Source organism: Pseudomonas sp. SIMBA_041 (assembly GCF_046535095.1).
In the GTDB taxonomy this organism is placed as follows: Bacteria; Pseudomonadota; Gammaproteobacteria; order Pseudomonadales; family Pseudomonadaceae; genus Aquipseudomonas; species Aquipseudomonas mucoides.
The window spans coordinates 18100-42799 of the sequence record NZ_JAWRXJ010000004.1; the positions used below are offsets into that span (position 1 = coordinate 18100).

Annotated in this window: 20 protein-coding genes and 1 pseudogene; 9 read left to right on the forward strand and 12 right to left on the reverse strand. The window is 59.5% G+C overall.

Annotation, left to right across the window (positions count from 1 at the left end; all coding sequences use genetic code 11):
* The first annotated feature begins 386 nt into the window (after positions 1–386).
* From SB725_RS10235 to SB725_RS10265, 7 genes and pseudogenes are all read left to right on the forward strand, one after another.
* Complete coding sequence (locus tag SB725_RS10235; protein WP_027922264.1) at positions 387–968, forward strand: alpha/beta hydrolase; 582 nt, start codon at positions 387–389, stop codon at positions 966–968.
* A gap of 58 nt (positions 969–1026) precedes the next feature.
* Positions 1027–1962, forward strand: coding sequence for a sigma 54-interacting transcriptional regulator (locus SB725_RS10240; RefSeq protein ID WP_410921726.1), 936 nt, complete (start codon positions 1027–1029; stop codon positions 1960–1962).
* 156 nt (positions 1963–2118) lie between these two features.
* Positions 2119–2901 (forward strand): MetQ/NlpA family ABC transporter substrate-binding protein, encoded by a 783-nt coding sequence (locus tag SB725_RS10245; RefSeq protein ID WP_010464830.1) that lies wholly within the window; start codon positions 2119–2121, stop codon positions 2899–2901.
* A gap of 398 nt (positions 2902–3299) precedes the next feature.
* Positions 3300–3407, forward strand: a pseudogene (locus SB725_RS10250) (glutamine ABC transporter substrate-binding protein); the annotation flags it as partial.
* Between the two features lie 237 nt (positions 3408–3644).
* Positions 3645–4748 carry an efflux RND transporter periplasmic adaptor subunit gene (locus SB725_RS10255; RefSeq protein WP_027922261.1) on the forward strand — a complete coding sequence of 368 codons (1104 nt, stop codon included), beginning with the start codon at positions 3645–3647 and terminating at the stop codon, positions 4746–4748.
* The gene (locus tag SB725_RS10260) at positions 4745–5809 is read left to right on the forward strand and encodes an efflux RND transporter periplasmic adaptor subunit (RefSeq protein ID WP_027922260.1); all 1065 of its coding nucleotides are present in this window, start codon (positions 4745–4747) and stop codon (positions 5807–5809) included. Before SB725_RS10255 ends, SB725_RS10260 begins: the two co-directional genes overlap by 4 nt.
* A complete protein-coding gene (locus SB725_RS10265) occupies positions 5806–8856 on the forward strand; it encodes an efflux RND transporter permease subunit (protein WP_059181838.1) in 3051 nt (1016 codons plus the stop codon). The genes SB725_RS10260 and SB725_RS10265 overlap by 4 nt, the downstream gene beginning before the upstream one ends.
* A 96-nt stretch (positions 8857–8952) precedes the next feature.
* Here SB725_RS10265 and SB725_RS10270 read toward each other — a convergent pair whose 3' ends face one another.
* From SB725_RS10270 to SB725_RS10325, 12 genes are all read right to left on the reverse strand, one after another.
* A complete protein-coding gene (locus SB725_RS10270; RefSeq protein ID WP_410921727.1) occupies positions 8953–9582 on the reverse strand; it encodes a class I SAM-dependent methyltransferase in 630 nt (209 codons plus the stop codon).
* Between the two features lie 69 nt (positions 9583–9651).
* Positions 9652–10296, reverse strand: coding sequence for a methionine ABC transporter permease (locus SB725_RS10275; RefSeq protein WP_027922257.1), 645 nt, complete (start codon positions 10294–10296; stop codon positions 9652–9654).
* Positions 10286–11407 (reverse strand): methionine ABC transporter ATP-binding protein, encoded by a 1122-nt coding sequence (locus SB725_RS10280; RefSeq protein ID WP_410921728.1) that lies wholly within the window; start codon positions 11405–11407, stop codon positions 10286–10288. The genes SB725_RS10275 and SB725_RS10280 overlap by 11 nt, the downstream gene beginning before the upstream one ends.
* 2 nt (positions 11408–11409) lie before the next feature.
* The gene (locus tag SB725_RS10285) at positions 11410–12219 is read right to left on the reverse strand and encodes a MetQ/NlpA family ABC transporter substrate-binding protein (RefSeq protein WP_027922255.1); all 810 of its coding nucleotides are present in this window, start codon (positions 12217–12219) and stop codon (positions 11410–11412) included.
* A 139-nt stretch (positions 12220–12358) separates the two neighbouring features.
* A complete protein-coding gene (locus SB725_RS10290; RefSeq protein WP_059181834.1) occupies positions 12359–13717 on the reverse strand; it encodes an LLM class flavin-dependent oxidoreductase in 1359 nt (452 codons plus the stop codon).
* On the reverse strand, positions 13717–14910 hold the full coding sequence (locus tag SB725_RS10295) for an SfnB family sulfur acquisition oxidoreductase (protein ID WP_059181833.1): 1194 nt from the start codon (positions 14908–14910) through the stop codon (positions 13717–13719). The genes SB725_RS10290 and SB725_RS10295 overlap by 1 nt, the downstream gene beginning before the upstream one ends.
* Positions 14911–14949: 39 nt before the next feature.
* A complete protein-coding gene (locus tag SB725_RS10300) occupies positions 14950–16191 on the reverse strand; it encodes an SfnB family sulfur acquisition oxidoreductase (RefSeq protein ID WP_059181832.1) in 1242 nt (413 codons plus the stop codon).
* Between the two features lie 298 nt (positions 16192–16489).
* Positions 16490–17254: a hypothetical protein gene (locus SB725_RS10305; RefSeq protein ID WP_027922251.1), complete on the reverse strand. Its 765-nt coding sequence runs from the start codon at positions 17252–17254 to the stop codon at positions 16490–16492.
* 487 nt (positions 17255–17741) lie between these two features.
* The gene (gene tcyN / locus SB725_RS10310) at positions 17742–18494 is read right to left on the reverse strand and encodes an L-cystine ABC transporter ATP-binding protein TcyN (protein WP_027922250.1); all 753 of its coding nucleotides are present in this window, start codon (positions 18492–18494) and stop codon (positions 17742–17744) included.
* A gap of 3 nt (positions 18495–18497) precedes the next feature.
* Positions 18498–19163, reverse strand: a complete 666-nt coding sequence (gene tcyL / locus SB725_RS10315) for a cystine ABC transporter permease (RefSeq protein WP_410921729.1) — start codon at positions 19161–19163, stop codon at positions 18498–18500.
* Positions 19163–19963 carry a cystine ABC transporter substrate-binding protein gene (gene tcyJ / locus SB725_RS10320; RefSeq protein ID WP_027922248.1) on the reverse strand — a complete coding sequence of 267 codons (801 nt, stop codon included), beginning with the start codon at positions 19961–19963 and terminating at the stop codon, positions 19163–19165. Before tcyJ ends, tcyL begins: the two co-directional genes overlap by 1 nt.
* A 228-nt stretch (positions 19964–20191) precedes the next feature.
* Complete coding sequence (locus tag SB725_RS10325) at positions 20192–21184, reverse strand: D-cysteine desulfhydrase (RefSeq protein WP_027922247.1); 993 nt, start codon at positions 21182–21184, stop codon at positions 20192–20194.
* A 190-nt stretch (positions 21185–21374) separates the two neighbouring features.
* On the opposite strand from SB725_RS10325, the gene epsC reads away from it, so the two are divergent.
* The gene (epsC, locus tag SB725_RS10330) at positions 21375–22301 is read left to right on the forward strand and encodes a serine O-acetyltransferase EpsC (RefSeq protein ID WP_027922246.1); all 927 of its coding nucleotides are present in this window, start codon (positions 21375–21377) and stop codon (positions 22299–22301) included.
* Between the two features lie 427 nt (positions 22302–22728).
* Positions 22729–24684, forward strand: coding sequence for a choline transporter BetT (betT, locus tag SB725_RS10335; protein WP_177327593.1), 1956 nt, complete (start codon positions 22729–22731; stop codon positions 24682–24684).
* Positions 24685–24700 lie beyond the last annotated feature (16 nt).

Below are 24700 nucleotides of genomic sequence, written 5' to 3' on the forward strand. Positions count from 1 at the left end.
AAAACTCAAACACGATGTAAGCGATGGCAAAGGCGCCCGTCATCAATTTGACCCAAAGAGGCGATACGTTAAGGCACAAGCAGGAGGTGGGGCCGTCAACGTTTCGCTGATGGCTATATGCGTTTTAGATCTTATAAAGCAATTAAATATTCCTTTATAAGATAATCGTTTTAACCAATCATCGCTTCAGAGATTTTGAGTTTCCGGGGCCGTCTCCTTGGCAGGGTGCGGTCCTTTTTTTTGCTCTGAAAAATGCCTTGGCGATGAAACAGTGGGATTTGCTTATTCTATGCGGATCTTAATACATAGCTTCTTATTCCTTAACGAATATAAATCCCCTCCCTATACTCGATCAGGAACAGACACGCAGCAGGAGAGCTCCCCCCATGCGCAACGAATCAATTCGCTACCTGATTGTGCCGGGCTGGCAAGGGTCGTCGGAAGATCATTGGCAAAGCCACTGGCAGAACAGTCTGCCGAACAGCGCGCGGGTGGAGCAGGCAGATTGGCTGACGCCGCGTCGTGAAGACTGGGTTGCGGCGCTGGCCGAGGCGATTGCCGCCGACAGCACGCCGGTGATCCTGATCGCTCACAGCCTGGGTTGCATCACCGTCGCCCATTGGGCCGCCGCTGCGCCCGTACAGTTTCTGCGTCAGGTGCGCGGTGCCTTGCTGGTCGCGCCTGCGGATGTCGAGCGCCCGGCATGCGCGCCGGCGTTGCGCAACTTTGCGCCGATTCCCACCGACTTGTTGCCGTTCCCATGCCAGGTCGTCAGTTCCGATAACGACAGCGCCGTGAGTGCGCCGCGAGCCCTTGAACTGGCGCGCAACTGGGGTGCCGAGGCGGGGATTTTATCGGGGGCCGGGCACATCAATGTGAAGTCCGGTCACCAGCGCTGGGAGCAGGGTTTTGCCTACCTCTATCGCCTGCAGAACCGCATGGAACTTCACGCCCTGCGCCGCGCTTGAACCTTTTTTCCTTTTAGAATCGCCCCCGTCTCCCGGCGGTTTTGGGCGGGAGTCAGCCATGAGTCTTGAACACTTCGGTCAGCCGCTGCTGACCTTTCCCGATGCAGAAAAAAGTCCCCTGAGCATCCGCGCCAAAGCGCTGGTGTTTGTCGATCCACGTTCGCGGCAATTGCGCCAGGAACTGGAACAACTGGCCCCGCGTTCAATCTCGGTGTTGATTCGCGGTGAAACCGGCAGCGGCAAGGAATTGCTCGCGCGACATATCCACCGCGCCAGTGATCGCGGCGGGTTGTTCGTTTCGGTCAATTGCGGCGCGATCAGCCCAACCTACGCCGATGCTGAATTGTTCGGTTATGCGGCGGGCAGCTTCAGCGGCTCGGCGAGCAGTCGTGCCGGGTGGTTTGGTTCGGCCAACGGCGGCACGCTCTATCTGGATGAGATCGGTGATTTGCCGCTGCCAATCCAGATCAAATTGCTGTCCGCACTTGAGAATCACGAAGTCACCCGGGTGGGTGCACATCAACCGAGCCCGGTGGACGTGCGTCTGGTGGCGGCCACCAGCATTGATCTGGCCCAGGCAGTGGCCGCCGGGAAATTTCATGAGCGGCTTTATCACTACCTCAGCGAAGGACACCTTGAGCTGCCGGCATTGCGTGACCGTGTGGGCGATATCCTCTCACTGGCGGAGTACTTTCTTGGCATCTACAGCCAGCGTCTCGACCTGCCCGTCCCGCTGATCAGTGAGGCCGCGCAGTTGGTGCTGGAGCGGCACAGTTGGCCGGGCAATACCCGGGAGCTGGAAAACGTCATTCATTTCGCATTGCTGGTGAGCACCGGCGACGAGATTTTGCCCGAGCATCTGAATTTGCTGGAGACGCCCGTATCGCTGGCGCAGATCGAGCAGCAGGCGATTCATCTGATCAAAAACGGCACCGCCACGGAGCGTTCCGCGCTCAAGCGTTTACTGGAAAGCCTGACGCAGACGCTACAATGATCTTTATGAACAAAATGGAATATGAAAGTGAATAAAAGATATTATTCGGGAATAAAAAATCCGGGTATTGTCCGCTTCACGCCAGCGATAGCACTTCAATGGCACTTGTATTTAGCCGTCGTCGACGACGACCGAGATTTTCGATAAGGACACTGCATGAAAAAGGTTCTGTTGTTCACCGCACTGGCGGCTGCCCTGACTGCTGGCCTGGCCCAGGCTGGCGAGAAACTTGTGGTTGCGGCGACCCCGGTTCCACACGCCGAGATTCTTGAGCTGATCAAGCCAACCCTCGCCAAAGAAGGCGTGGACCTGGAAATCAAAGTCTTCACCGACTACGTTCAGCCAAACGTACAGGTTGACCAGAAGCGTCTGGACGCCAACTATTTCCAGACCCTGCCGTACCTGAAAAGCTTCAACGAAGGCAAAGGCACCAACCTGGTGACTGTGATCGGCGTACACGTCGAACCGTTTGGCGGCTACTCGAAGAAAGTCAAAACCCTGGCTGAGCTCAAAGATGGCGCGACCATTGCCATCCCTAACGAAGGCAGCAACAGCGGCCGTGCCCTGATCCTGCTGCAGAAGGCTGGCCTGATCGAACTGAAAGACCCGAAAAACGCGCTGGCTACGCCGAAAGACATCGCCAAGAACCCGCACAACTTCAAGTTCAAGGAACTGGAATCGGCCATGCTGCCGCGTGTGCTGGATCAGGTTGACCTGGACATGATCAACACCAACTACGCGCTGGAAGCAGGCCTGAACCCGGCTAAAGACGCGCTGGTGATCGAAGGTGCAGATTCGCCTTATGTGAACTTCCTGGTGGCTCGTCCGGACAACAAGGACAGCGTTGCCATTCAGAAACTGGCCAAGGCTTTGACCAGTCCTGAAGTGAAAGCCTTCATCGAGAAGAAGTACAGCGGCGCGGTTCTGCCGGCGTTCTGATTCGACGCAGCAACAAAACTCTTCAAGGTTTCAATCGCCGACGGCTGATAAAGCGTCGGCGTGGTCGTTCCCACGCTCCGCGTGGGAACGATCAACCCTCTCAGGCCACCCCGGCCTTCAACGCCCTGCGCAACGCCACCAATAACTTAACGAAGTCTTGCGGATCCAGTCGCTCTGGCACTTTTACGTCTGCCATTTTCTCTTCCTTGTGAGGGTTCGGCCGAGGGAGTCTGGCCAAAAACTGTCCGTCCTTGGAGGGGCATTTCGAAAAAAAGATCCCTCCTACAGCGCAAAGGAAAGTAGTCGTCATCCATTGCGACAGCAAATCTGCGACTGGTTTTTTGCGTGATATCTATATGCTTTAACGGTATTTAGATTCTTGCGTTTAAAGTCGGTGGGTGCTGTTCAGTTGGGCCAAATAAAACCCGGGCTACCGCGTGTTGACTCTGGGTGCCGAAGCACCGATTTCGCCAGCGGCGAAGAAGTACCTGCTCAAGCTGTACGACTAATATGTTCGCAAGGAACCGAGCGATGACACCAAGCCTGAGAGCGTGATTGTCGAGGCGGTTTAGAAGTCTCCGATAAGTTCGGCCAATGCCCTCATCAGGCACTCGCAGCCTCTACGACAGGCGTTTTCAGCGCCATCCATCACGGTTTTTTTCTTCATAAGCCGGGTGTGCAAGCTTTGAACGCTGTTCTAAGCTCTCTGTCGTATTGCCCATAAAAAAGGCCTAGGAGTTTGCATGGCGGTCACCGGATTGAAAGTCATCATGGCCTTGAGCGTCGTCACTCTGCTGACGGCGTGCGATAAAAAAGAACCCATCAAGGAATACCTGCCGAGGGTGTTCATACAAGTCGTCAAACCGGCGGATTACGCCGCCGCGGTCACCCTCACCGGCGATATCCAGGCCCGGGTCCAGACCGAGCTGTCGTTTCGCGTGGGCGGCAAGATCATCCAGCGATCGGTAGACGTCGGTGACCGGGTGACGGCCAAACAAGTGCTGGCCCGCCTCGATCCCAAGGATTTGCAGACCAGTGTCGATTCGGCGCAGGCCCAAGTGGTCGCCCAACAGGCGCTGGTCAAACAGAATGCCGCGGCGTTCGTGCGCCAGGAAAAACTCCTGCCCAAGGGCTATACCAGCCAGAGCGAGTACGACTCGGCGCAGGCGGCGTTGCGCAGCAGTCAGAGCGCCCTGAGCGCGGCCCAGGCGCAGTTGGCCAATGCCCGCGATCAACTGAGCTACACCGCACTGATTGCCGATGCGCCGGGCATCATTACCGCGCGTCAGGCCGAAGTCGGCCAGGTGGTGCAGGCGACAATGCCGGTGTTCAGCCTGGCCCGCGATGGCGATCGGGATGCGGTATTCAACGTCTATGAAGCGCTGCTGGCCGAGAAGCCAACGGATGACGCCATTGTCCTCAGCCTGCTCGACAACCCCGAGATCAAAACCACCGGCAAGGTACGCGAAGTGACCCCGGCGGTGTCCGCCCAGTCCGGCACAATACAGGTCAAGGTGGGCCTGGACAGTCTGCCGCCAGGCATGCAGCTCGGGTCGGTGGTGAGCGCCACGGCCAAGGGCGCGGGCAAATCCTCGGTGGAGTTGCCGTGGTCTGCCCTGACCAAGAACATCAGTCAACCCGCCGTCTGGTTGATCGACGAAAAGGGCCAGGCCCAGTTGCATTCGGTCACGGTAGGCCGCTACCTGACGGGCAAAGTCATCATCAGCAAAGGGCTCACCGGTGGGGAGAAAGTCGTGATCGCCGGTGGGCAATTGCTGCACCCGGGCATGGAAGTCGAGATTGCCGAAAATACTTACAAGGATCTGGGTGGGGGAGCCAAGCCATGAAGCCTTTATGGGCGTTGTCCATCGGGCTGGTGCTGAGCGCCTGCTCCAAAAACGAACCACCGCCGGAGCCGATACGTCCGGTGTTGTCGATCAAGGTCCAGGCCTTGAAAGAAGAGGATCTGGGCCGGTTTGCCGGCAGCATTCAGGCGCGCTATGAAAGCAATACCGGCTTTCGCGTGGCCGGGCGCATCGCCAGTCGTAACGTCAATGTCGGGGCCGAGGTGACCAAGGATACGCTGCTGGCCACCCTTGATCCTTCCGACCAGCAAAACCAGTTGCGCTCAGCCCAGGGCGATCTGGCGAAAGTCCAGGCGCAACTGATCAACGCGCAAGCCAACGCGCAGCGTCAGCAGTCGTTGTTTGATCGCGGGGTTGGCGCGCAGGCGCAACTGGACGATGCCCTGACTCAGTTGAAAACCACCCAGGCGTCCCTCGATCAGGCCCAGGCGGCGGTCAGCCAGAGCAAGGATCAACTCGGCTACACCGAATTGCGCTCCGACCATAAAGCCGTGGTTACCGCGTGGAATGCCGAGGCCGGCCAAGTGGTGACCGCCGGCCAGCAAGTGGTGACCCTGGCGCAACCGGACATCAAGGAAGCGGTGATCGACCTGCCCGATACCCTGGTCGATCAACTGCCTGATGACGTGGTGTTCCAGGTCGCTGCTCAACTCGACCCGAACACCAACACCACCGCGACCATCCGTGAAATCGAGCCCCAGGCGCAGAGTGCCACCCGTACCCGTCGTGCGCGCCTCACTCTGACTGAAACGCCGCCGGGCTTTCGTTTGGGGACTGCGATCAGTGTCACTCTGAGTTCGGCGATCAAGCCGCGCATCGAACTGCCGCTCACCGCGTTGCAGGAGGTCGACGGCAAACCCCGTATCTGGGTCCTTGATACACAGAACAAGACCGTGGCACCCAGGGACGTCAAGGTCATCAGCCGCACCGACAGCACCGTGGTGCTGGCCGGTGGCGTCAAAAACGGTGAGCGCGTCATCACGGCCGGCGTAAACAGCCTCAAACCGGGGCAACCAGTGAAATTTGACGAGGACAGTCAATGAAAGGGCCTTTCAACCTCTCCGAATGGGCCCTCAAGCACCAGTCGTTCGTCTGGTACCTGATGTTCGTCGCGTTGCTGATGGGGGTGTTCTCGTACTTCAACCTGGGGCGCGAAGAAGACCCTTCGTTCACCATCAAGACCATGGTGATCCAGAGCAAATGGCCGGGCGCGACCCAGGAGGAAACCCTCAAGCAAATCACCGACCGCATCGAGAAAAAACTCGAAGAACTTGATTCTCTCGACTACGTAAAAAGCTACACGCGGCCCGGCGAATCCACGGTCTACGTGTACCTGCGCGACACCACCAGTGCCAAGGACATTCCGGAAATCTGGTACCAGGTGCGCAAGAAGATCAACGATATTCGCGGCCAGTTCCCCCAAGGCATGCAGGGCCCCGGGTTCAACGACGAATTTGGTGATGTGTTCGGTTCGATCTACGCCTTCACCGCCGATGGCCTGACCATGCGCCAGTTGCGTGACTACGTGGAGCAGGCCCGCGCCGAGATTCGCGACGTGCCGGGGCTGGGCAAGATCGAGATGGTCGGCCAGCAGGACGAAGTGCTGTACCTGAACTTTTCCACGCGCAAACTCGCGGCGCTGGGCATCGATCAGCGTCAGGTGGTGCAGAGCCTGCAATCGCAGAACGCCGTGACCCCGGCGGGGGTGATCGAGGCCGGGCCGGAGCGGATTTCGGTACGGACCTCGGGGCAGTTTGCCTCGGAGAAAGACCTCGCCGAGGTCAACCTCAAGCTCAACGACCGTTTCTATCGGTTGGCCGACATTGCCGAAATCAGTCGCGGCTACGTCGATCCGGCGTCCCCGGAATTCCGCTTCAACGGGCAACCGGCCATCGGCCTGGCGATTGCCATGCAGAAGGGCGGCAACGTCCAGGCATTCGGTAAGGCTTTGCATGAACGGATTAACCAACTGACTGCCGACTTGCCGGTGGGTGTCGGTGTGCACAACGTGTCCGATCAGGCGGTGGTGGTGGAAGAAGCTGTAGGCGGTTTCACCAGTGCGCTGTTCGAGGCGGTGATCATCGTGCTGGTGGTCAGCTTCATCAGTCTTGGCGTGCGTGCCGGGCTGGTGGTGGCGTGCTCGATCCCGCTGGTGCTGGCGATGGTGTTTGTGTACATGGAGTACAGCGGCATCACCATGCAGCGGATCTCCCTGGGTGCGCTGATCATTGCCCTCGGCCTGTTGGTGGACGACGCGATGATCACCGTGGAGATGATGGTCACGCGCCTGGAAATGGGCGAGACCAAGGAGCAGGCGGCCACGTTCGCCTACACCTCTACCGCGTTCCCGATGCTCACCGGTACGCTGGTGACAGTGGCGGGTTTTGTGCCTATCGGCCTGAACGCCAGTTCTGCCGGCGAATACACCTACACGCTGTTTGCGGTGATTGCCTGCGCCATGTTGGTGTCGTGGGTGGTGGCGGTGCTGTTTGCGCCAGTGATCGGCGTGCACATCCTCAGCACCAACGTGAAACCGCACGAAGGCGAACCCGGTCGCGTCGGCAAAGCCTTTAATGGCGGCTTGTTGTGGTGCCTGCGCAATCGCTGGTGGGCCATTGGCATCACCGTGCTGTGCTTTGCGTTGGCGGTGTTCAGCATGCGTTTCGTGCAGAACCAGTTCTTTCCGTCTTCGGATCGACCGGAAATCCTGGTGGACCTGAACCTGCCGCAAAACGCCTCGATCGACGAAACCCGCAAAGCGGTCGATCGCCTTGAGGCCGAGCTCAAGGACGACCCGGACATCGTGCGCTGGAGCACCTACATCGGTCAGGGTGCGATCCGTTTCTACCTGCCACTCGATCAACAACTGCAAAACCCCTACTACGCGCAGCTGGTGATCGTCAGCAAGGGCAAAACCCGTGAAGCCTTGAGCCAGCGGATTCGCGACATCTTGCGCAAGGACTTCGTCGGCATTGGCGGTTACGTCCAGGCCCTGGAAATGGGCCCGCCGGTAGGCCGTCCGATCCAGTACCGGGTCAGCGGCAAAGACATCGACCAGGTTCGTCGTCATGCCATCGACCTGGCCACCGAGCTGGATAAAAACCCGCACATCGGCGAGATCATTTACGACTGGAACGAGCCGGGCAAAGTGCTGCGCATCGACATCGCCCAGGACAAGGCGCGGCAACTGGGGCTGTCTTCCGAAGACGTGGCGGAGTTGATGAACGGCATCGTCAGTGGCGCGCCCGTGACCCAGGTCGATGACGATATTTACCTGATCAACGTGGTTGGCCGTGCGGTGGATTCCGAACGGGGCACGCCGGAAACGCTGCAGAACCTGCAGATCGTTTCGCCCAATGGCACGTCGATTCCGTTGCTGGCATTTGCGACCGTGCGTTACGAACTGGAGCAGCCGCTGGTGTGGCGTCGCGACCGTCTACCGACGATCACCATCAAGGCTGCGGTGCGTGACGAGATTCAGCCGACGGACCTGGTGCGGCTGCTGAAACCGTCCATCGACGCCTTTGCCGCCACGTTGCCGGCAGGTTACAAGGTCGCCACCGGCGGTACGGTGGAAGAGAGCGGCAAGGCCCAGGGGCCGATTGCCAAGGTCGTGCCGTTGATGCTGTTCTTGATGGCGACCTTCCTGATGATCCAGTTGCACAGCGTGCAGAAGCTGTTCCTCGTGGCCAGCGTCGCACCGTTGGGCCTGATCGGCGTGGTGATCGCGCTGGTGCCGACGGGCACGCCGATGGGCTTCGTCGCTATCCTCGGGATTCTGGCGCTGATCGGCATCATCATTCGTAACTCGGTGATTCTGGTGACCCAGATCGATGAATACGAGAAGAAAGGCTATGCGCCGTGGGACGCGGTGGTCCAGGCCACCGAGCATCGACGCCGGCCGATCTTGCTGACGGCTGCGGCGGCGAGCCTGGGGATGATCCCGATTGCCCGGGAAGTGTTCTGGGGGCCGATGGCGTACGCGATGATTGGCGGGATCATCATCGCGACGTTGCTGACGCTGCTGTTTTTGCCGGCGCTTTATGTGGCCTGGTACAAGATTCGCGAACCGAAGAAAGAGGCGACTTAAAAAATCGAGCGCTTCGCGCTCCGCTCCCACATTGGATCTGTGGCGTTCACAAATTCCCTGTGGGAGCGAGCTTGCTCGCGATGGCGACCGACCAGCCTAAATAGCCTTAAGCCAAACACTCGCCAACCAAGGCTGCTGCTCCCGCGGCAGCCCCGCTGGCCGGTAGTAATGCTCCAGCTCCACAAACCCCGCCTCGGTCAGCAGTTGCTGCCATGTCGCAAGATCGTGATAAGCCCCATAACGCGGACCGTTCCAGCCTTCCTGATTCTCCCCACGTGGATTGGAGCTGAACAACACCCCACCCGGTTTCAACGCCCCCCGCAATTCCTTCAACACTCGAGGCAGTTCCTGTCGCGGGATGTGAAACAGCACCGCATTGGCAAAAATCCCGTCGAAGCGCTCGGCTGGTAAATCCAGCTTCAAAAAATCCTGCTGCCAGACTTCACAACCGCTGTCCTCACGCGCCATCTGCGCAAACTTTTCCGACCCGTCGAGGCCGACGGCGGTATGCCCCATGCGCGTGAACGTTTGCAGATCGCGGCCAGGACCGCAGCCGAAATCGAGAATGTCGAACGGCGCCTCGCCCTGAATGTGCCGCAACAGGGCATCGATGTTCTGGCTGACGTCGTGATCACGCGTGCCTTCACGGAAACCTTCGGCCACCGAGTTGTAATGGCCCAGGGTGGTAGCTGTGATCTGCTGGAGGTCGTCGGGAGTCTGTTTCATGAGGAGGCTGCGCAGGCAATTGGGGTTTGCCGAATATACGCCATGCTACAAGGTGTATGCCCCTCTCGATTAGCGCTTGTTGAGCCCCCGAGCCAACCGATCCCCACCGAGCTGAATGATTGCCACCAACACCACCAGCAACACAATCACCGTCAACATGATCTGGCTGTCAAAACGCTGATACCCATACCGGTACGCAATGTCGCCCAACCCGCCGGCGCCAATCGCCCCGGCCATGGCCGACGAGTTGATCATCGTCACCAGCGTAATTGTGAACCCCCCGACGATCCCCGGCAGCGCTTCCGGCAGCAGCACATGCCAGACAATGTGCCAACGCCGGCAGCCCATCGCTTGCGCGGCTTCGATCAAGCCGAAATCGACCTCGCGCAAGCTGACCTCGGCAATCCGTGCAAAGAACGGCGTTGCAGCGATGGTCAGCGGCACCACGGCCGCCCAGACGCCATACGTGGTGCCGACAATCAGCCGGGTAAACGGAATCAGCGCCACCATCAAAATCAAGAATGGAATCGAGCGGAACAGGTTCACGAACGCCCCCAAGGCGCGGTTCAGTGTCGGTGCTTCGTAGATGCCGCCCTTGGAACTGGTGACCAGAAACACCGCCAGCGGAATACCCACCAACAGCGCGATCAATGACGACACGCCGACCATCAGGAAGGTGTCGATAAAGCCTTGCAGCAAGCGATCAAACCACATAACCCAGCACCTCCACCTGTTGCGCCCATTGGCTGGCGCGTTGGCACACGTCTTCGGCATCAAACGGCGAGCCGGTGACCGCCAATAACAACTGCCCCAGCGCATGGCCCTGAATCCGTTCCACGCCACCCTGCAGCAAGCGCACGCGCCCCCCGAGGGCGCTGAACAAGGCGGCCAGGTCCGGCTCGTCGGTGGCACTGCCGGTGAACTGCAAGCGCAGCACCACCGCCGTTTCCGAAGAGAGCGGCAGTGGGCGCAAACGGCTTTGCAGTTCTTCCGGCAGGGCGTGTTGCAATGGGGCGAGCAAGGTCTTGCTGACCTCATGCTGCGGGTTGCCGAAAACTTCCCAGACCGGTCCTTGCTCGACGATTTTGCCGTGTTCGAGCACCACGACGCGGTCGCAAATATCGCGGATCACCACCATCTCGTGGGTGATCAGGACGATGGTCAAACCCAGGCGCTGGTTGATCTCGCGTAGCAGGCCGAGGATCGATTGGGTGGTCTCCGGGTCCAGCGCTGAAGTGGCTTCGTCACACAGCAGAATTGCCGGGTCATGCACCAACGCGCGGGCGATGCCGACGCGCTGTTTCTGCCCGCCAGACAGCTGCGCCGGATACGCGTTGTGCTTGCCTTGCAGGCCCACCAGTTCAAGCAGTTCGCGAACCTTTCGCTCGCGTTTGTCCTTGGACACCCCGGCGACTTTCAGCGGCAGCTCGACGTTCTGCCACACCGTTTTGGCCGACATCAGGTTGAAGTGCTGGAAGATCATGCCGATCCGTCGACGCATCGCCACCAGGCGGTCTTCATCGAACTCGCCGATGTCCACCTGATCGATCAGCACGCGGCCGGTGCTCGGTTGCTCCAGCCGGTTGATGGTGCGGATCAGCGATGATTTGCCGGCACCGCTGCGGCCGATGATGCCGAACACTTCGCCGTGCTGGATCGCCAGGTCGATGCCCTGCAACGCCACCACCGGACCCTGCTGGCCGTTGTAGGTTTTGCCCAGGCCGACGAAGCGCACATGAGCCCGATTGAGCTCCGGGTGCAGTTCGGTGCGTTGAGCGTTTTTGAGCGCTGGACTCTCCAGTCGCAGTGGGGTGGCGGCCGTCATTCTCAGCTTTCCCAACCGGCTTGGTAGAGCTTGCCGTGGGCCTTGTCCAGGGCTGCACGAACGGCCGGCGAATGCTGGTAGATGTCGACGAATTTGATCAGGCGCGGGTCGGTTTTGCTCTTCGGCTGGATCACGAACTGGATCACGTATTCCTTGTGGTCGAGGCCGTCGAACAGCAGCGCGGAACCGGCATCGAAGGTCTTCGAAAGACGGATGTAGGCCGGGTAGCCCTGGACCAGATCAGCATCGTCGTAGGCGCGCACCAGTTGCACGGCTTCGACCTGGAGGATTTTGATCTGCTTCGGGTTGGCGATGATGTCGTCTTCGGTGGCTTTGTAGCCGACGCCGGGTTTGAGCGTGATCAGGCCAGCCTTGGCCAGCAATTGCAGGCCGCGTCCGCTGTTGATCGGGTCGTTGGCGATGGCCACGCTGGCGCCTTGCGGGAGTTCGTCGAAGCTTTTGTATTTCTTCGAGTAGAGACCGACGTTGTTGATGATCCCCGGCGCGAACGGCACCAGGTCAAAACCGGAAGCGGCCTTGGCGTTTTCCAGGAACGGGATGTGCTGGAAATAGTTCACGTCGATGTCGCCGGCGGCGAGGCTGACGTTCGGGGCGATCCAGTCGCTGAACTCCACCAGTTCGACTTTCAGGCCTTGTTTGGAGGCCTCTTCGACGGCGGCTTCGAGGGGGATGGCGAAGGCGGCGGTGGTGCCGATTTTCAACGGTGCGTCGGCGGCGAACACCGCCGAGCTGAACAGGCCGAGGGCCAGGGCCAGTGCTTTGACTGGGTGGATCAGAAATGTTTTTTTCATGTGGAATTTCCAGTCATAAGTTATTTTGGGAACAGCACAGATCAACTGTGGGAGCTGGCTTGCCTGCGATAGCGGTGGGTCAGTTGAAGTAGTGGCTGCTGACACTCCGCTATCGCAGGCAAGCCCGCTCCCACAGAGTTCAATGGCGGTAGGTAGAGCCGGTGTGTTGCTCAGGCAAATGCGCCTCACCCTGAAACAGCTTCTCCCGCAAGCTGCCCTGGTCATAAGCCGTCTTGTACGACCCTCGACGCTGCAACTCCGGAATCACCAGTTCAATGAAATCCACATAGCTTTCCGGGGTGACAATCCGTGTCAGGTTGAAGCCGTCCAGGCCGGTTTCGGCGATCCACGATTCCAGTTCATCCGCCACGTGCTCCGGTGAACCGACCACCGTGATATAGCGGCCGCCGAGGGCGTGTTGCTCGAGCAATTTGCGCCGGGTCCAGTCGTTGTTTTGCAGGTTTTTGGTCGCCGACTGGATCGCGTTGCTCTTCACGTACTGGATCGGTTCGTCGATGGCGTATTCGGAAAAATCGATCCCGGTCGACGCCGAAAAATGCGCGACGCCGGCCTCGGCACTGGCATAGCTCAGGTACTCAGCGTGCTTGGCCCAGGCCAGCTCTTCAGTGGTGCCGACAATCACGTTCAGCCCCATGAACACCTTGATGTCCTCGGGGTTACGTCCGGCCTCGACGGCGCTGGCGCGAACCTTGTCCACCTGGATTTTGGTCGACGGTTTGTTCTGGCCGCTGATGAACACACACTCGGCATGGCGCCCGGCGAACAGCAAGCCGCGATCCGAACTGCCGGCCTGGAACAGCACCGGCGTGCGTTGCGGTGACGGCTCACACAGGTGATAACCCTCGACCTGATAGAACTCGCCGTTGTGCTCGACCTTGTGCACTTTCTCCGGCTGCGCGTAGATCCGTTGCTCGCGGTCGTTGAGCACCGCGCCGTTTTCCCAGCTGCCTTCCCAGAGTTTGTAGAGCACTTCCAGGTACTCATCGGCCTGGTCGTAACGACGGTCATGCTCGACCTGTTCGCTCAGGCCCATGGCCTTGGCGGCGCTGTCGAGGTAGCCGGTGACGATGTTCCAGCCGACCCGGCCACGGCTCAGGTGATCGAGCGTCGACATGCGCCGGGCGAACAGGTATGGCGGTTCGTAAGTGAGGTTGGCGGTCAGGCCGAAGCCGAGATTTTTGGTCACGGCGGCCATGGCCGACACCAGCAGCAGCGGGTCGTTGACCGGCAGCTGGATCGACTCTTTCAGCGGCACGTCCACCGAGTTCTGGTAGACGTCGTACACGCCGACGATGTCGGCGATGAACAGTCCGTCGAACAGCCCGCGCTCCAGCAGTTGCGCCAGTTCGGTCCAGTATTCGAGGGTCTTGTACTGCGTGGAGTTGTCCCGTGGATGGGTCCACAAGCCGTGGTTAATGTGCCCGATGCAGTTCATGTTGAACGCATTGAGCAGGATCTTCTTTTTGGCGTCGGCCATCAGATGGTCCCTCGTAGCGGAGGGTTTTCATCGTTGAGGTAGTAGTTGCCCACTGCGTGATACTTCCAGCGCACCGGGTCGTGCAACGTGTGCACGCGGGCGTTGCGCCAGTGCCGGTCCAGGCCATGTTCGATCAGGGTCGCCTGGCTGCCAGCCAGTTCGAACAGCGTGCTGCCGGCGGCGAGGGAAATTTCAGTGCTGATGGCCCGGGCTTCGGCGACGGCAATCGAGGCGGCGGCGACGGTCTCGGCGTTGGTGTCGGCTTGAGCCTTGTCGAGGAATTCGCCGGAGCGTTCCAGCAGGGCTTCGGTGGCGTGCAGGCGAATGCTCAAGTGCCCGAAACTCTTGATCGTCAGCGGATCATCGGTGGCTTTTTCATGGGTGGCGTCGATCCATGGCCGGGTTTTGGTGCGCACAAAATGCAGCGCATCTTCATAGGCGGCGCGAGCGATGCCGGTGTCGATGGCGGCGTGAAGGATTTGCGCGAGCGGGCCGACGGTGGTCGGGCGTTCGAACGCGCTTTGAAACGGGACCACGTCCTCGGCCGCCACGTACACGTCTTCGAACACTACCGAACCGCTGCCGGTGGTGCGCTGGCCAAAGCCGCTCCAGTCGTCGATGACGGTCAGGCCTTGGCTGTCGCGAGGGACGAACGCCAGTTGCTGTACGCCGTGTTCATCGACCACCGAGGTCGGGATGCGTTGCGCGTAAATCGCGCCGGTTGCGTAGAACTTGCGACCGTTGATGCGATAGCCGTTACCGTCGCGCTTAAGGCTGGTGACGCGGTCGTGAGCGGTTTTGGTGCCAAGTTCGGCGAGCGCATTACCGAAGCGCTGGCCGGCCAGGACTTCGGCGTACAGGCGTTGTTTCTGCGCTTCGCTGCCATTCACACGCAGCACTTCGAGGGCGTAAAAATGGTTCTGCGGGATTTGCCCGAGCGAGCCGTCAGCCTGGGCAATCAAGGCGATCACTTTGGCCAGCGTCACGTTGGACACCCCGGCGCCGCCGTACTCCTTGGGTACACTGATGCCCCACAGGCCCGAGCGGGAAAACACTTCGAGTTCCGGGGTCGGCAAACGACGCTCGCGGTCGCGCAGTGCGCTGTCGCGTTTGAAGTCGTCGGCCAGATCACTGGCGACGACCAGGGCTTGCTCGTCGCTGGTTATGACCGCGACGTGGTGGGAATAAGTCATGTGTTTCTCCAGAGATCTGGTCAAAAAGGGTACGGGTCGTCAGATCCAGGAATGCCGCGCCGGCAGCGTGCCGTTGAGGTGATAAGTGCCGACGGCGTAATACTTCCAGCGCACCGGGTCGTGCAGCGTGTGCACGCGGGCGTTGCGCCAATGGCGGTCGAGGTTGAATTCGGCGAGGGTGGCGCGGCTGCCGGCCAGTTCGAAAAGCTTCTCGCTGGCCTGCAGCGAGATCTCGGTGGTCAGCACTTTGGCTTCGGCCACGGCAATCGAGGCGCGGGCGGCCGACTCGGCTGTGACGGGGGCGGCGTTGACCTGATCGAGTACTTGCCCGGCCTTGCGCAGCAGCGCTTCGGCGGCATGCAATTCGATTTTCAACTTGCCGATATCCGCAATCACGTACAGGTCATCGCTGGCCCGTTCGACCTTGGCGTCGATCCATGGACGCGCGCGGGTTTTCACGAACTCGATGGCGTCGTCGATGGCACCTCGGGCAATCCCCGCGTCGATGGCGGCTTGAATCAGTTGCGACACGGCGCCCTGGAGGTTCGGCTGCTCGTTTATCTTCCAGTTGTCCACCACCAGCTCGGCGTCGACACGCACGTTGTTGAGCAAGAGGGTGCCGCTGGCGGTGGTGCGCTGACCGAAGCCCGACCAGTCATCCACGATGCGCAGCCCCGGCGTGCCGCGACGGACGAAGGCCAGCACTTGTTTGCCATCGTCGTTCAACGCTTTGACCGCGACCCAGTGGGCGAACAGTGCGCCGGTGGAGTAAAACTTCTGCCCGTTGAGGACAAAACCGTCGCCGTCGGCGGTGATGCGCGCCTTGAGTTCCAAGGTGTTTTTTGTACCGCGTTCAGGCCCGGCATTGCCGATGCGCCAACCGTCGAGCACGCTTTTGAACAGCTGTTTTTTCTGCGCTTCAGTGGCGCTGCCGAGTACCAGGTTGAGAATGCCAAACTGGTTCTGCGGGATCTGTCCCAATGCCGGGTCTGCCGCGGAAATGATCGCGAAAACCTCGGCGACGGTGACGAACGAAACCTGTGGACCACCGTACTCACGGGGGATGGCAATGCTGCCTAAACCGCTGCGGGTGAACTGTTCGATTTCCGACCAGGGCAACTTGCGCTGGCGGTCGCGTTTGGCCGCGTGCAGACGAGCGACTTGCGCCAGCTCATGGGCGGCTTTGATGGCTTGTGCGTCGTTGCGCAAGACTTGCGCGGGCAACAACAGGGGGGCGATGTCCAGATCACTCTGAACGATTGCATCTGCCAGACTGGACATCAGTGCCGCTCCTTGGCTGCACGCAATGCCCTGGCGATCTGCACTGGGGTGATTGTGTTCCGGACCATACCTACCTCACATCTCATGGGATCGTCGCGTAGTGGCGACGAATAAAATCAAGAATGTCCGGTGGTCCGGTGCATATACCCTAAACGTGTAGAAAAAATTAATAAACTAACTTTTAGGAATATACATAGAAGGGGTGGCCTACACCCATTTGATGAGTGTGCGCATACCCCTGTAGCAGCAGGCTTCGCCAGCTGCTACACGATTGAGTTCGCCCAGTGTCAACGGGGGCTCAGCGTTTACGCGGTTCGGCCGCCATCAACATCTCCTTCTGCCGTACCTTCAGATAGGGATTGGCGCAACCGATGTTCAGCCAGCGCGGTGGCGCCCAACGCGAGTTGTTACCCACGCGGTCGAGGATGCAATAGGTCACTTCCAACCGCAGGTCTTCGCCGGCTTCGAGAATGATTGCCGGCGGCACCCAGACCTGAATCGGCTGGCCCACCTCGTCGGCCTTGAGCTTGGGCAGGTCCATGCGCACATCGCCCCAGCGCACTGTTATTTCGTCGTCGGCGGCCATGTTCAGGTAGGGCTCGATGGTCAGTGGTACGCCACGCTTGATCTGGTTCGGATTGACCCCTTGGCGGCGAATGGTCTCGGGCAGGCCCACGGGTGCCAGGCTTTGGTTTTCGTCGCCGCACTGGGCCGATAACGAGCCACCAGGGCAGTCCAGCTTGATCTGGACCCGTGTCGCCGGTGATAACGCCGGCCCTTGCCCAACCTGCATGACCTTGTAATGAATGCGTGCGCAGCCGTTGGCAATGAAGCTTTCCGGCACCCGCAGGCCAACGACTGCACCGACGTCGTCGGCGCCCAGCACGCGTGATGCGACGTAGCAGTCGTCCCAGAACAGTTCGATCAGGTCGCCTGCGTCCATGCCGGGGTAGGGCGCCACGTCGATCATGAGATGAGCCGCCGAGATCATGTTGACCCCGGCCTTGTGCGATTGCGCCAGGGTCGGGGCCGCAAGTTCGGGTGTGTTCAAAGTGCTTGTCATGGTTTTTCTCCTTGAAACCTTGCAGCGAAGTTCCGTTTCTGAAAGTTCAAAGGCGTGCATTACCCGGCAACAAATCGCCTTATTACTTGGAAGTTGAATAAGGCTGAAGTGCAAAGGTTGGCGCCTGTTGGCGACTAGATAAGAGTGCGCTTGAATAGGTGTCAATAGAGTTGGCTAGTTAAGTGCTGGATCACCTGTTATTCAGAATAATCCTACGTGCTGAAGTTAATAAGCTGCGGCGAGCTGTCGAACATGGCTACGTTTTTAGGCGTGACATCACGCCGGCGGTGGCCAAGGGTCGCATGTTGTCGAACGCTGGGTTAGGCAAACTTTAGGCGAGAAAGATCTGTTGCAGGACATATATATGTACCGCACCAGGAGTGGGCTGAATTATTTAAAGTAGGGGGGAAGTAGGTGGGAAGGAGTTTTGTTGAAGAATTAGTTGTCACTTCCATCCATGGAAGTTAACAAGTGGCGAGGCGATACTTCAGTGGGTGTTGTTCAAGAACTTACTGAGAAACTGTTTTGTCCGTTCTTCTTTCGGGTTGGCAAACAACGCTTTTGCTTCGCCTTGTTCAACGATCACGCCCTTGTCGAAAAACACCACGCGATTGGCCACGTCTCGGGCAAAACCCATTTCATGAGTAACGATGACCATGGTGCGCTTCTCCTCGGCGAGGCTGCGGATGGCCGCCAGCACCTCACCGACCAGTTCCGGATCGAGCGCCGAGGTCGGCTCATCGAACAGGATCACTTCCGGCTCCATCGCCAGCGCCCGGGCAATCGCTACGCGCTGTTGCTGACCACCGGAAAGGCGCCGCGGGTAAGCATCTTCCTTGCCCGCCAGGCCAACCCTGGCCAAGAGCTTTTTGCCCAGGGCAACGGCTTCGGCGTGCGGGATCTTCTTCACGATGATCGGGCCTTCGATGACGTTTTCCAGAGCAGTACGGTGCGGGAACAGGTTGAAGTTCTGAAACACGAAGCCGACGTGTTGGCGCAGGCGTCGTACCAGACCTTGCTGCTGGTTCAGCGGGCGGCTGCCATCGATCTCGATGTCACCGACCTTGATCCGGCCGCTGGTGGGTTCTTCCAGAAAATTCAGGCACCGCAGGAACGTGGTCTTGCCCGAGCCGCTAGGCCCGATGATCGCCACGACCTCGCCTTCCTTCACTTCAAGATCGATGCCGTTGAGCACGACTTGACCCTTGAACTGCTTTGTCAGTTTTTCCACGACAATCATGGGTCAGGACTCCTGGTCGTGCCGATTGACCCGCGCTTCCAACGTGTTCTGCAGGTGCGACAGCACCGTGGCCAGAATCCAGTAGATCAGCGCGGCGGCAAGATACATGGTGAAGACTTCGAAAGTCCGGGCGGTAATCAGTTGTGCCTGACGGAACAGCTCCGGCACCTGAATGGTGGCGGCCAGTGCCGTGTCCTTGACCAGCGAAATGAAGCTGTTGCCCAGCGGCGGCAAGGCCGTGCGCATCGCTTGTGGCAGGATGGCCCGGCGCAGGGTTTGCGCGCGGGTCATGCCGATACTTGCGGCAGCTTCCCACTGGCCGCGCTCGATGGAGCTGATCGCGGAACGGAGGATTTCGCAGGCGTAGGCCGCCATGTTCAGCGAGAAGCCGATCAGGGCCGCCGGCAGCGGATCAAGTTCGATACCCAGTTGCGGCAAGCCGTAATAGATCACGAACAGTTGCACCAGCAACGGCGTGCCGCGAAAGAACGACACGTAGATGCGGGCGATCCAGCTCACCAGTTTGAAACGCGACAGGCGCATGAGTGCCAGGCCGAAACCCATCACCAGGCCGAAGAACATCCCGCCGAGGCTAAGGATTACTGTGAAGTACGCGCCCTTGAGCAGAAAGGGCGCGGAGTCCAGTGCGAGTTGGAAAGCTTCTTCCATTATTTGGTGACGTCAGCTTGGAAGTATTTTTCCGAGATCTTGGCCAGGGTGCCATCGGCACGCAGCTCGTCGAGGGCCTTGTTCACGGCTGCCAGCAGTTCTGGCTCGCCTTTGCGCAGGGCAATACCGGACTCCTGACGGGAGAACGCTTGACCGGCAGCGACTGTTTTCGGTGCTTTCTTGGCGTATTCAAGTGCGGCCAGGCGGTCGATCAGGATGGCATCGGTCCGGCCATTGTTCAGGTCGGCAAACTTGGTCGGATCATCGTCGTAGGTGCGCACGTCAGCGCCCGGCACGTTGGCGCGGACCCATTGTTCGTAGTTGGTGCCCAGGCCTACACCGACTTTCTTGCCGGACAGGTCAGCGGCGGTCTTGATGTTCAGCGCGGCTTCCTTGTCCTTCAGTACCAGCGCCTGAATACCGGAGATGGTGTACGGTTCGGAGAAGTCATACTTCTTCTTGCGCTCGTCGGAGATGGTGACCTGATTGACCACTACGTCCAGGCGCTTGGATTCCAGAGCAGCAAGAATACCGTCCCACTTGGTTGGCTGAATCTTGGCTTTGACGCCCAGCTTTTTAGCCAGTGCTTCGGAAAGCTCGACTTCGAAGCCGGCCAGTTTGCCGTCGGCGTCAACGAAACTGAACGGAGGATAAGTGCCTTCCAGACCGACGTTGATCACGCCCGCGTCCTTGATTTTTTGCAGTTGCTCACCGGCAACGGCCTGGCCGAGCAAACCGGCGCTCAGCGCCAGGCCCAGCGAACCAACCAGCAGGTTTCGACGTAGTGCGGAAAAATTCATGACAAGCCCCTGTGTTTTCTTATGGAAGACGCTTTAGGAATGTTGGCAAATCCGGGATTTGGACGACTGCGATATCCTGCCCTAAAGCAGCATATGCGTCTCGCTGCAAATTCGCCTGCGGCGCGACTATATGATGACGCCTATAGATTGGAAAATATTAAATATTGATCTGGTTATTCAATAATTGCATATGAAGAGGGTTCCCATGCAGAGCATGGGAACCATCGATCACAAAAAGTCTTTGTAGGCGAACAACGCCGGTGCCCCCCCGGTGTGCAGGAAGATAATCGGCCCCTCATCGAAGCGTCCGCGTCCGATCCCGTCCAGCAACCCGGCCATGGCCTTGCCCGTATACACCGGGTCCAGCAGCAAGCCTTCCTGACTCGCCAGCAGCTTCACTGCTGACAGTGTTCCGGCGTTCGGCTCGCCATAGCGCGGCCCGAAATATTCGTCCCACAGTTCAATTTTGAAACTCGCTGGCAACTGCACGCCGAGCAGTTCGGCCGTACGTTCGGCGAGGCCCTGGACTTTCGGTCGCTGGTCTTCATCACTACGGGAAACCGTGACGCCAATAACTGGCAAATCCGGCAGCGCTTCACTCAGCGCCAACGCCAGCCCGCTGTGGGTGCCGGCACTGCCCGAGGCCAGGACCACGGCGGCGAAATTCAAACCGGTGTCCTTGATTTGCTCGGCCAACTCCAACCCGGCGCGCACATAACCCAACGCGCCCAGCGCATTCGAACCCCCAATCGGCACCAGGTACGGCTTCTTGCCGTTATTGCGCAGGCGATCGGCCAGGGCCTGCAATTGCTCGTCGGCGTTGTCGAGGTTTTCCACCCGCTCGACCTTGGTATCGAACAGGTCCAGCAACAGGCGATTGCCGTTGCCGAGATAGTTGGCGTCGTCAGTGCCCAAAGGGTTTTCCAGCAGCGCGACGCAACTCAGGCCCAGTTTGGCGGCAATGGCTGCGGTCTGGCGCACGTGGTTGGACTGCAGCGCACCGGCGGTGATGAGCGTGTCGGCGCCTTGTGCCAGAGCATCGGCGGCGAGGTATTCGAGCTTGCGCAGTTTGTTGCCGCCCATGGCCAGTGGCGTCAGGTCATCGCGTTTGACGTACACATCGCGGCCCAGCCAGGTCGACAAGCGTTCAAGTTTTTCCAGGGCAGTGGGGTGGCCGAGTAAATCGAGACGGTTAAAACGAGCGAGCTGTTGTTTGATCATGGGTCCGTACTGGCGGAGAAAGATGACAGGACTATAGGCACGCCCATTTGCCTGGGCAACCGCCAATCGCTTATAGCCAAAGATTCTGAGCTCTGCACAATTGGTTCTTAATTCGGCCTCAAGACCATGCCGTAAAGTAAACGCCGTCAGCGCGGCCAGACAGTCCGGCCACCCGTGAGGAGTTTTTACCGTGAGCGAGCGTTCCAGTCATTGGCAACTGCAGACCATCGTCAGCCAACTGCGCACGGCGCGTTCGCAGTGGCGTGCACAAAATGGGCGTGCCAGCACCGAGCAGGGCGGGCGCGAATTGCCGTCGCGAGCGGCCATGGCGGAGATCCTTGAAGCACTCTGCGGGGCGTTGTTCCCGATGCGCCTGGGGCCGGTGGATTTGCGCGAGGAGAGTGAAGACTTCTACGTCGGCCATACCCTCGATGTGGCGCTCAATGCGTTGCTGGCCCAGGCACGACTCGAATTGCACTATGCCGCTCGCCACAGCCAGCAGGCGGAGGCCGACATCGAGGCGAAAACCATTCAGATCATTCAGGACTTCGCGCTCGCCTTGCCGGGACTGCGCAGTTTGCTGGACAGCGATGTGCTGGCTGCCTACCACGGCGACCCGGCGGCGCGTAGCGTCGACGAAGTGTTGCTTTGCTATCCGGGCATTCTGGCGGTGATTCACCATCGCCTGGCGCACCATTTGTACCGCGCCGGGTTGCCGTTGCTGGCGCGGATCAGTTCGGAGATCGCCCACTCGGCCACCGGAATCGACATTCACCCTGGCGCGCAGATCGGCCGCAGCTTTTTCATTGATCACGGGACGGGCGTGGTGATCGGCGAGACCGCGATTATCGGTGAGCGCGTGCGGATTTATCAGGCGGTCACGCTGGGCGCCAAGCGCTTCCCGTCCGATGAAGACGGTCAGTTGCAGAAGGGCCATCCGCGGCATCCGATTGTTGAAGACGACGTGGTGATTTATGCCGGGGCGACGATTTTGGGGCGGATCACGATTGGCAAGGGCTCGACCATTGGCGGCAATGTGTGGCTGACCCGCAGCGTGCCGGCGGGGTGCAACCTGACGCAGGCGAATTTGCAGCATGATGATGGGACGCAGAAGTAGGTCCGGAATCTCGATTGACTGATCCGGCCTCATCGCGAGCAAGCTCGCTCCCACAGGGTTTTGTGGTGTTCACAATAGCGTGGACTGACCCAAATCCACTGTGGGAGCGAGCTTGCTCGCGATTGGATTTCAAGCCGTGCCGAGACAACGGCATTCAGCTAAATCTCAACTGAACGAATCCTCAAAATCCCTCCTCTTACCCATCCTTGAGCTAGCGTACGAACAGTACCGCCGAGCCCAGGGATTAGTCCTTAGCCCCCTATCCATGTTTAACTTGAACGCTCATTCAAGTTAAACCGGCAGTTTGCTGCCCGCTCACAACAGGAGGCTTGCCTTTGCTGAGTCTGATTTCTACAGCCACGTTTTACCCCTTAGAGGTGCACGTTTCATGAGTGCATCGTCTATCCCACCCAGCGGCCTGGTCCGCATGAACCCGCCGGTGTTCTACTTCTCGGCGAGCTTCATTCTGCTCTTCGGCATTGTCGTCATCGCCATGCCCGAGCAAGCCGGTGCCTGGTTGCTGGCGGCGCAAAACTGGGCGGCCAATACGGTCGGCTGGTACTACATGCTCGCGATGACCCTGTATCTGGTCTTCGTGGTGGTCACCGCCTTGTCCGGCTACGGCAAGATCAAGCTCGGTGCCGACCACGACGAACCCGAGTTCAGTTACCTGTCCTGGGCCGGCATGCTGTTCGCCGCCGGGATCAGCATCACGCTGTTTTTCTTTTGTGTGTCCGAACCGCTGACCCACTTGGCGCAACCGCCCCAAGGCACGGCCGGTACACCGGAGGCTGCGCGTCAGGCGATGCAAATTCTGTTTCTGCACTGGGGCCTGCACGGCTGGGGCGTGTTCGCTTTTGTCGGCATGGCGCTGGCCTACTTCGCCTACCGTCACAACCTGCCGCTGGCCCTGCGCTCGGCGCTGTACCCGCTGATCGGCAAGCGTATCAACGGCCCCATCGGTTACGCGGTGGACGGCTTCGGCATCATCGCCACGGTGTTCGGCCTCGGTGCCGACATGGGTTTTGGTGTGCTGCACCTTAACTCCGGTCTGGATTACTTGTTCGGCATCGCCCACACCCAGTGGATTCAGGTCGGCCTGATTACGCTGATGATGGGCGCGGCGATCATCGTCGCAGTGTCTGGCGTCGATAAAGGCGTGCGGGTGATGTCCGACATCAACATGCTGCTGGCCTGCGCACTGCTGCTGTTCGTGCTGTTCGCCGGCCCCACGCAGCACCTGTTGAACACCCTGATCCAAAACATCGGCGACTACCTCGGCGCCTTGCCGATGAAGAGTTTCGACCTGTACGCCTATGACAAACCCAGCGACTGGCTCGGCGGCTGGACGGTGTTTTACTGGGCCTGGTGGATCGCATGGTCACCGTTTGTGGGCCTGTTCATCGCGCGGATTTCCCGTGGCCGCACCATCCGCGAATTCGTCTTCGGCGTGCTGCTGATCCCGCTCGGTTTCACCCTGGCGTGGATGTCGATCTTCGGCAACAGCGCCATCGATCAAGTGCTCAACCACGGCATGAGTGCGCTCGGCATGTCGGCCATCGACAACCCGTCGATGACCCTCTACTTGCTGCTGGAAACCTACCCGTGGAGCAAAACGGTGATCGCCGTGACGGTGTTCATCAGCTTCGTGTTCTTCGTCACCTCGGCTGACTCCGGCACGGTGGTGTTGTCGACGTTGTCCGCCAAGGGCGGCAACCCGGATGAAGACGGGCCGAAATGGCTGCGGGTGTTCTGGGGCGCGATGACCGCACTGGTGACCAGTGCGCTGCTGTTCTCCGGCAGCATCGATGCGTTGAAGTCGGCGGTGGTGCTGACGTCGCTGCCGTTCTCGCTGATCCTGCTGTTGATGATGTGGGGGCTGCACAAGGCGTTCTACCTGGAGTCGCAGAAGCAGATTGCGCAACTGCATTCCCTGGCACCGGTGGCCGGCTCACGGCGCGGTGGCTGGCGTCAGCGCTTGAGTCAGGCGGTGCACTTCCCGTCCCGGGATGAGGTGTATCGTTTTCTCGATACCACGGTGCGCCCGGCGATCGAGGAAGTGTCGGCGGTGTTCGTCGAGAAGGGTTTGAATGTGATCACGCAACCGGACCCGGTCAACGACAGTGTCAGCCTGGAAATCGGTCACGGTGAAGAGCATCCGTTTATTTATCAGGTGCAGATGCGCGGTTACTTCACGCCATCCTTTGCCCGTGGCGGCATGGGCTCCAAGCAGCTCAATAACCGTCGTTATTACCGGGCCGAAGTGCATTTGAGCGAGGGCAGTCAGGACTACGATCTGGTGGGTTACACCAAGGACCAGATCATCAACGACATCCTTGACCAGTACGAACGGCATCTGCAGTTTTTGCATTTGGTGCGTTAGTAACGCGGGGCCTGTT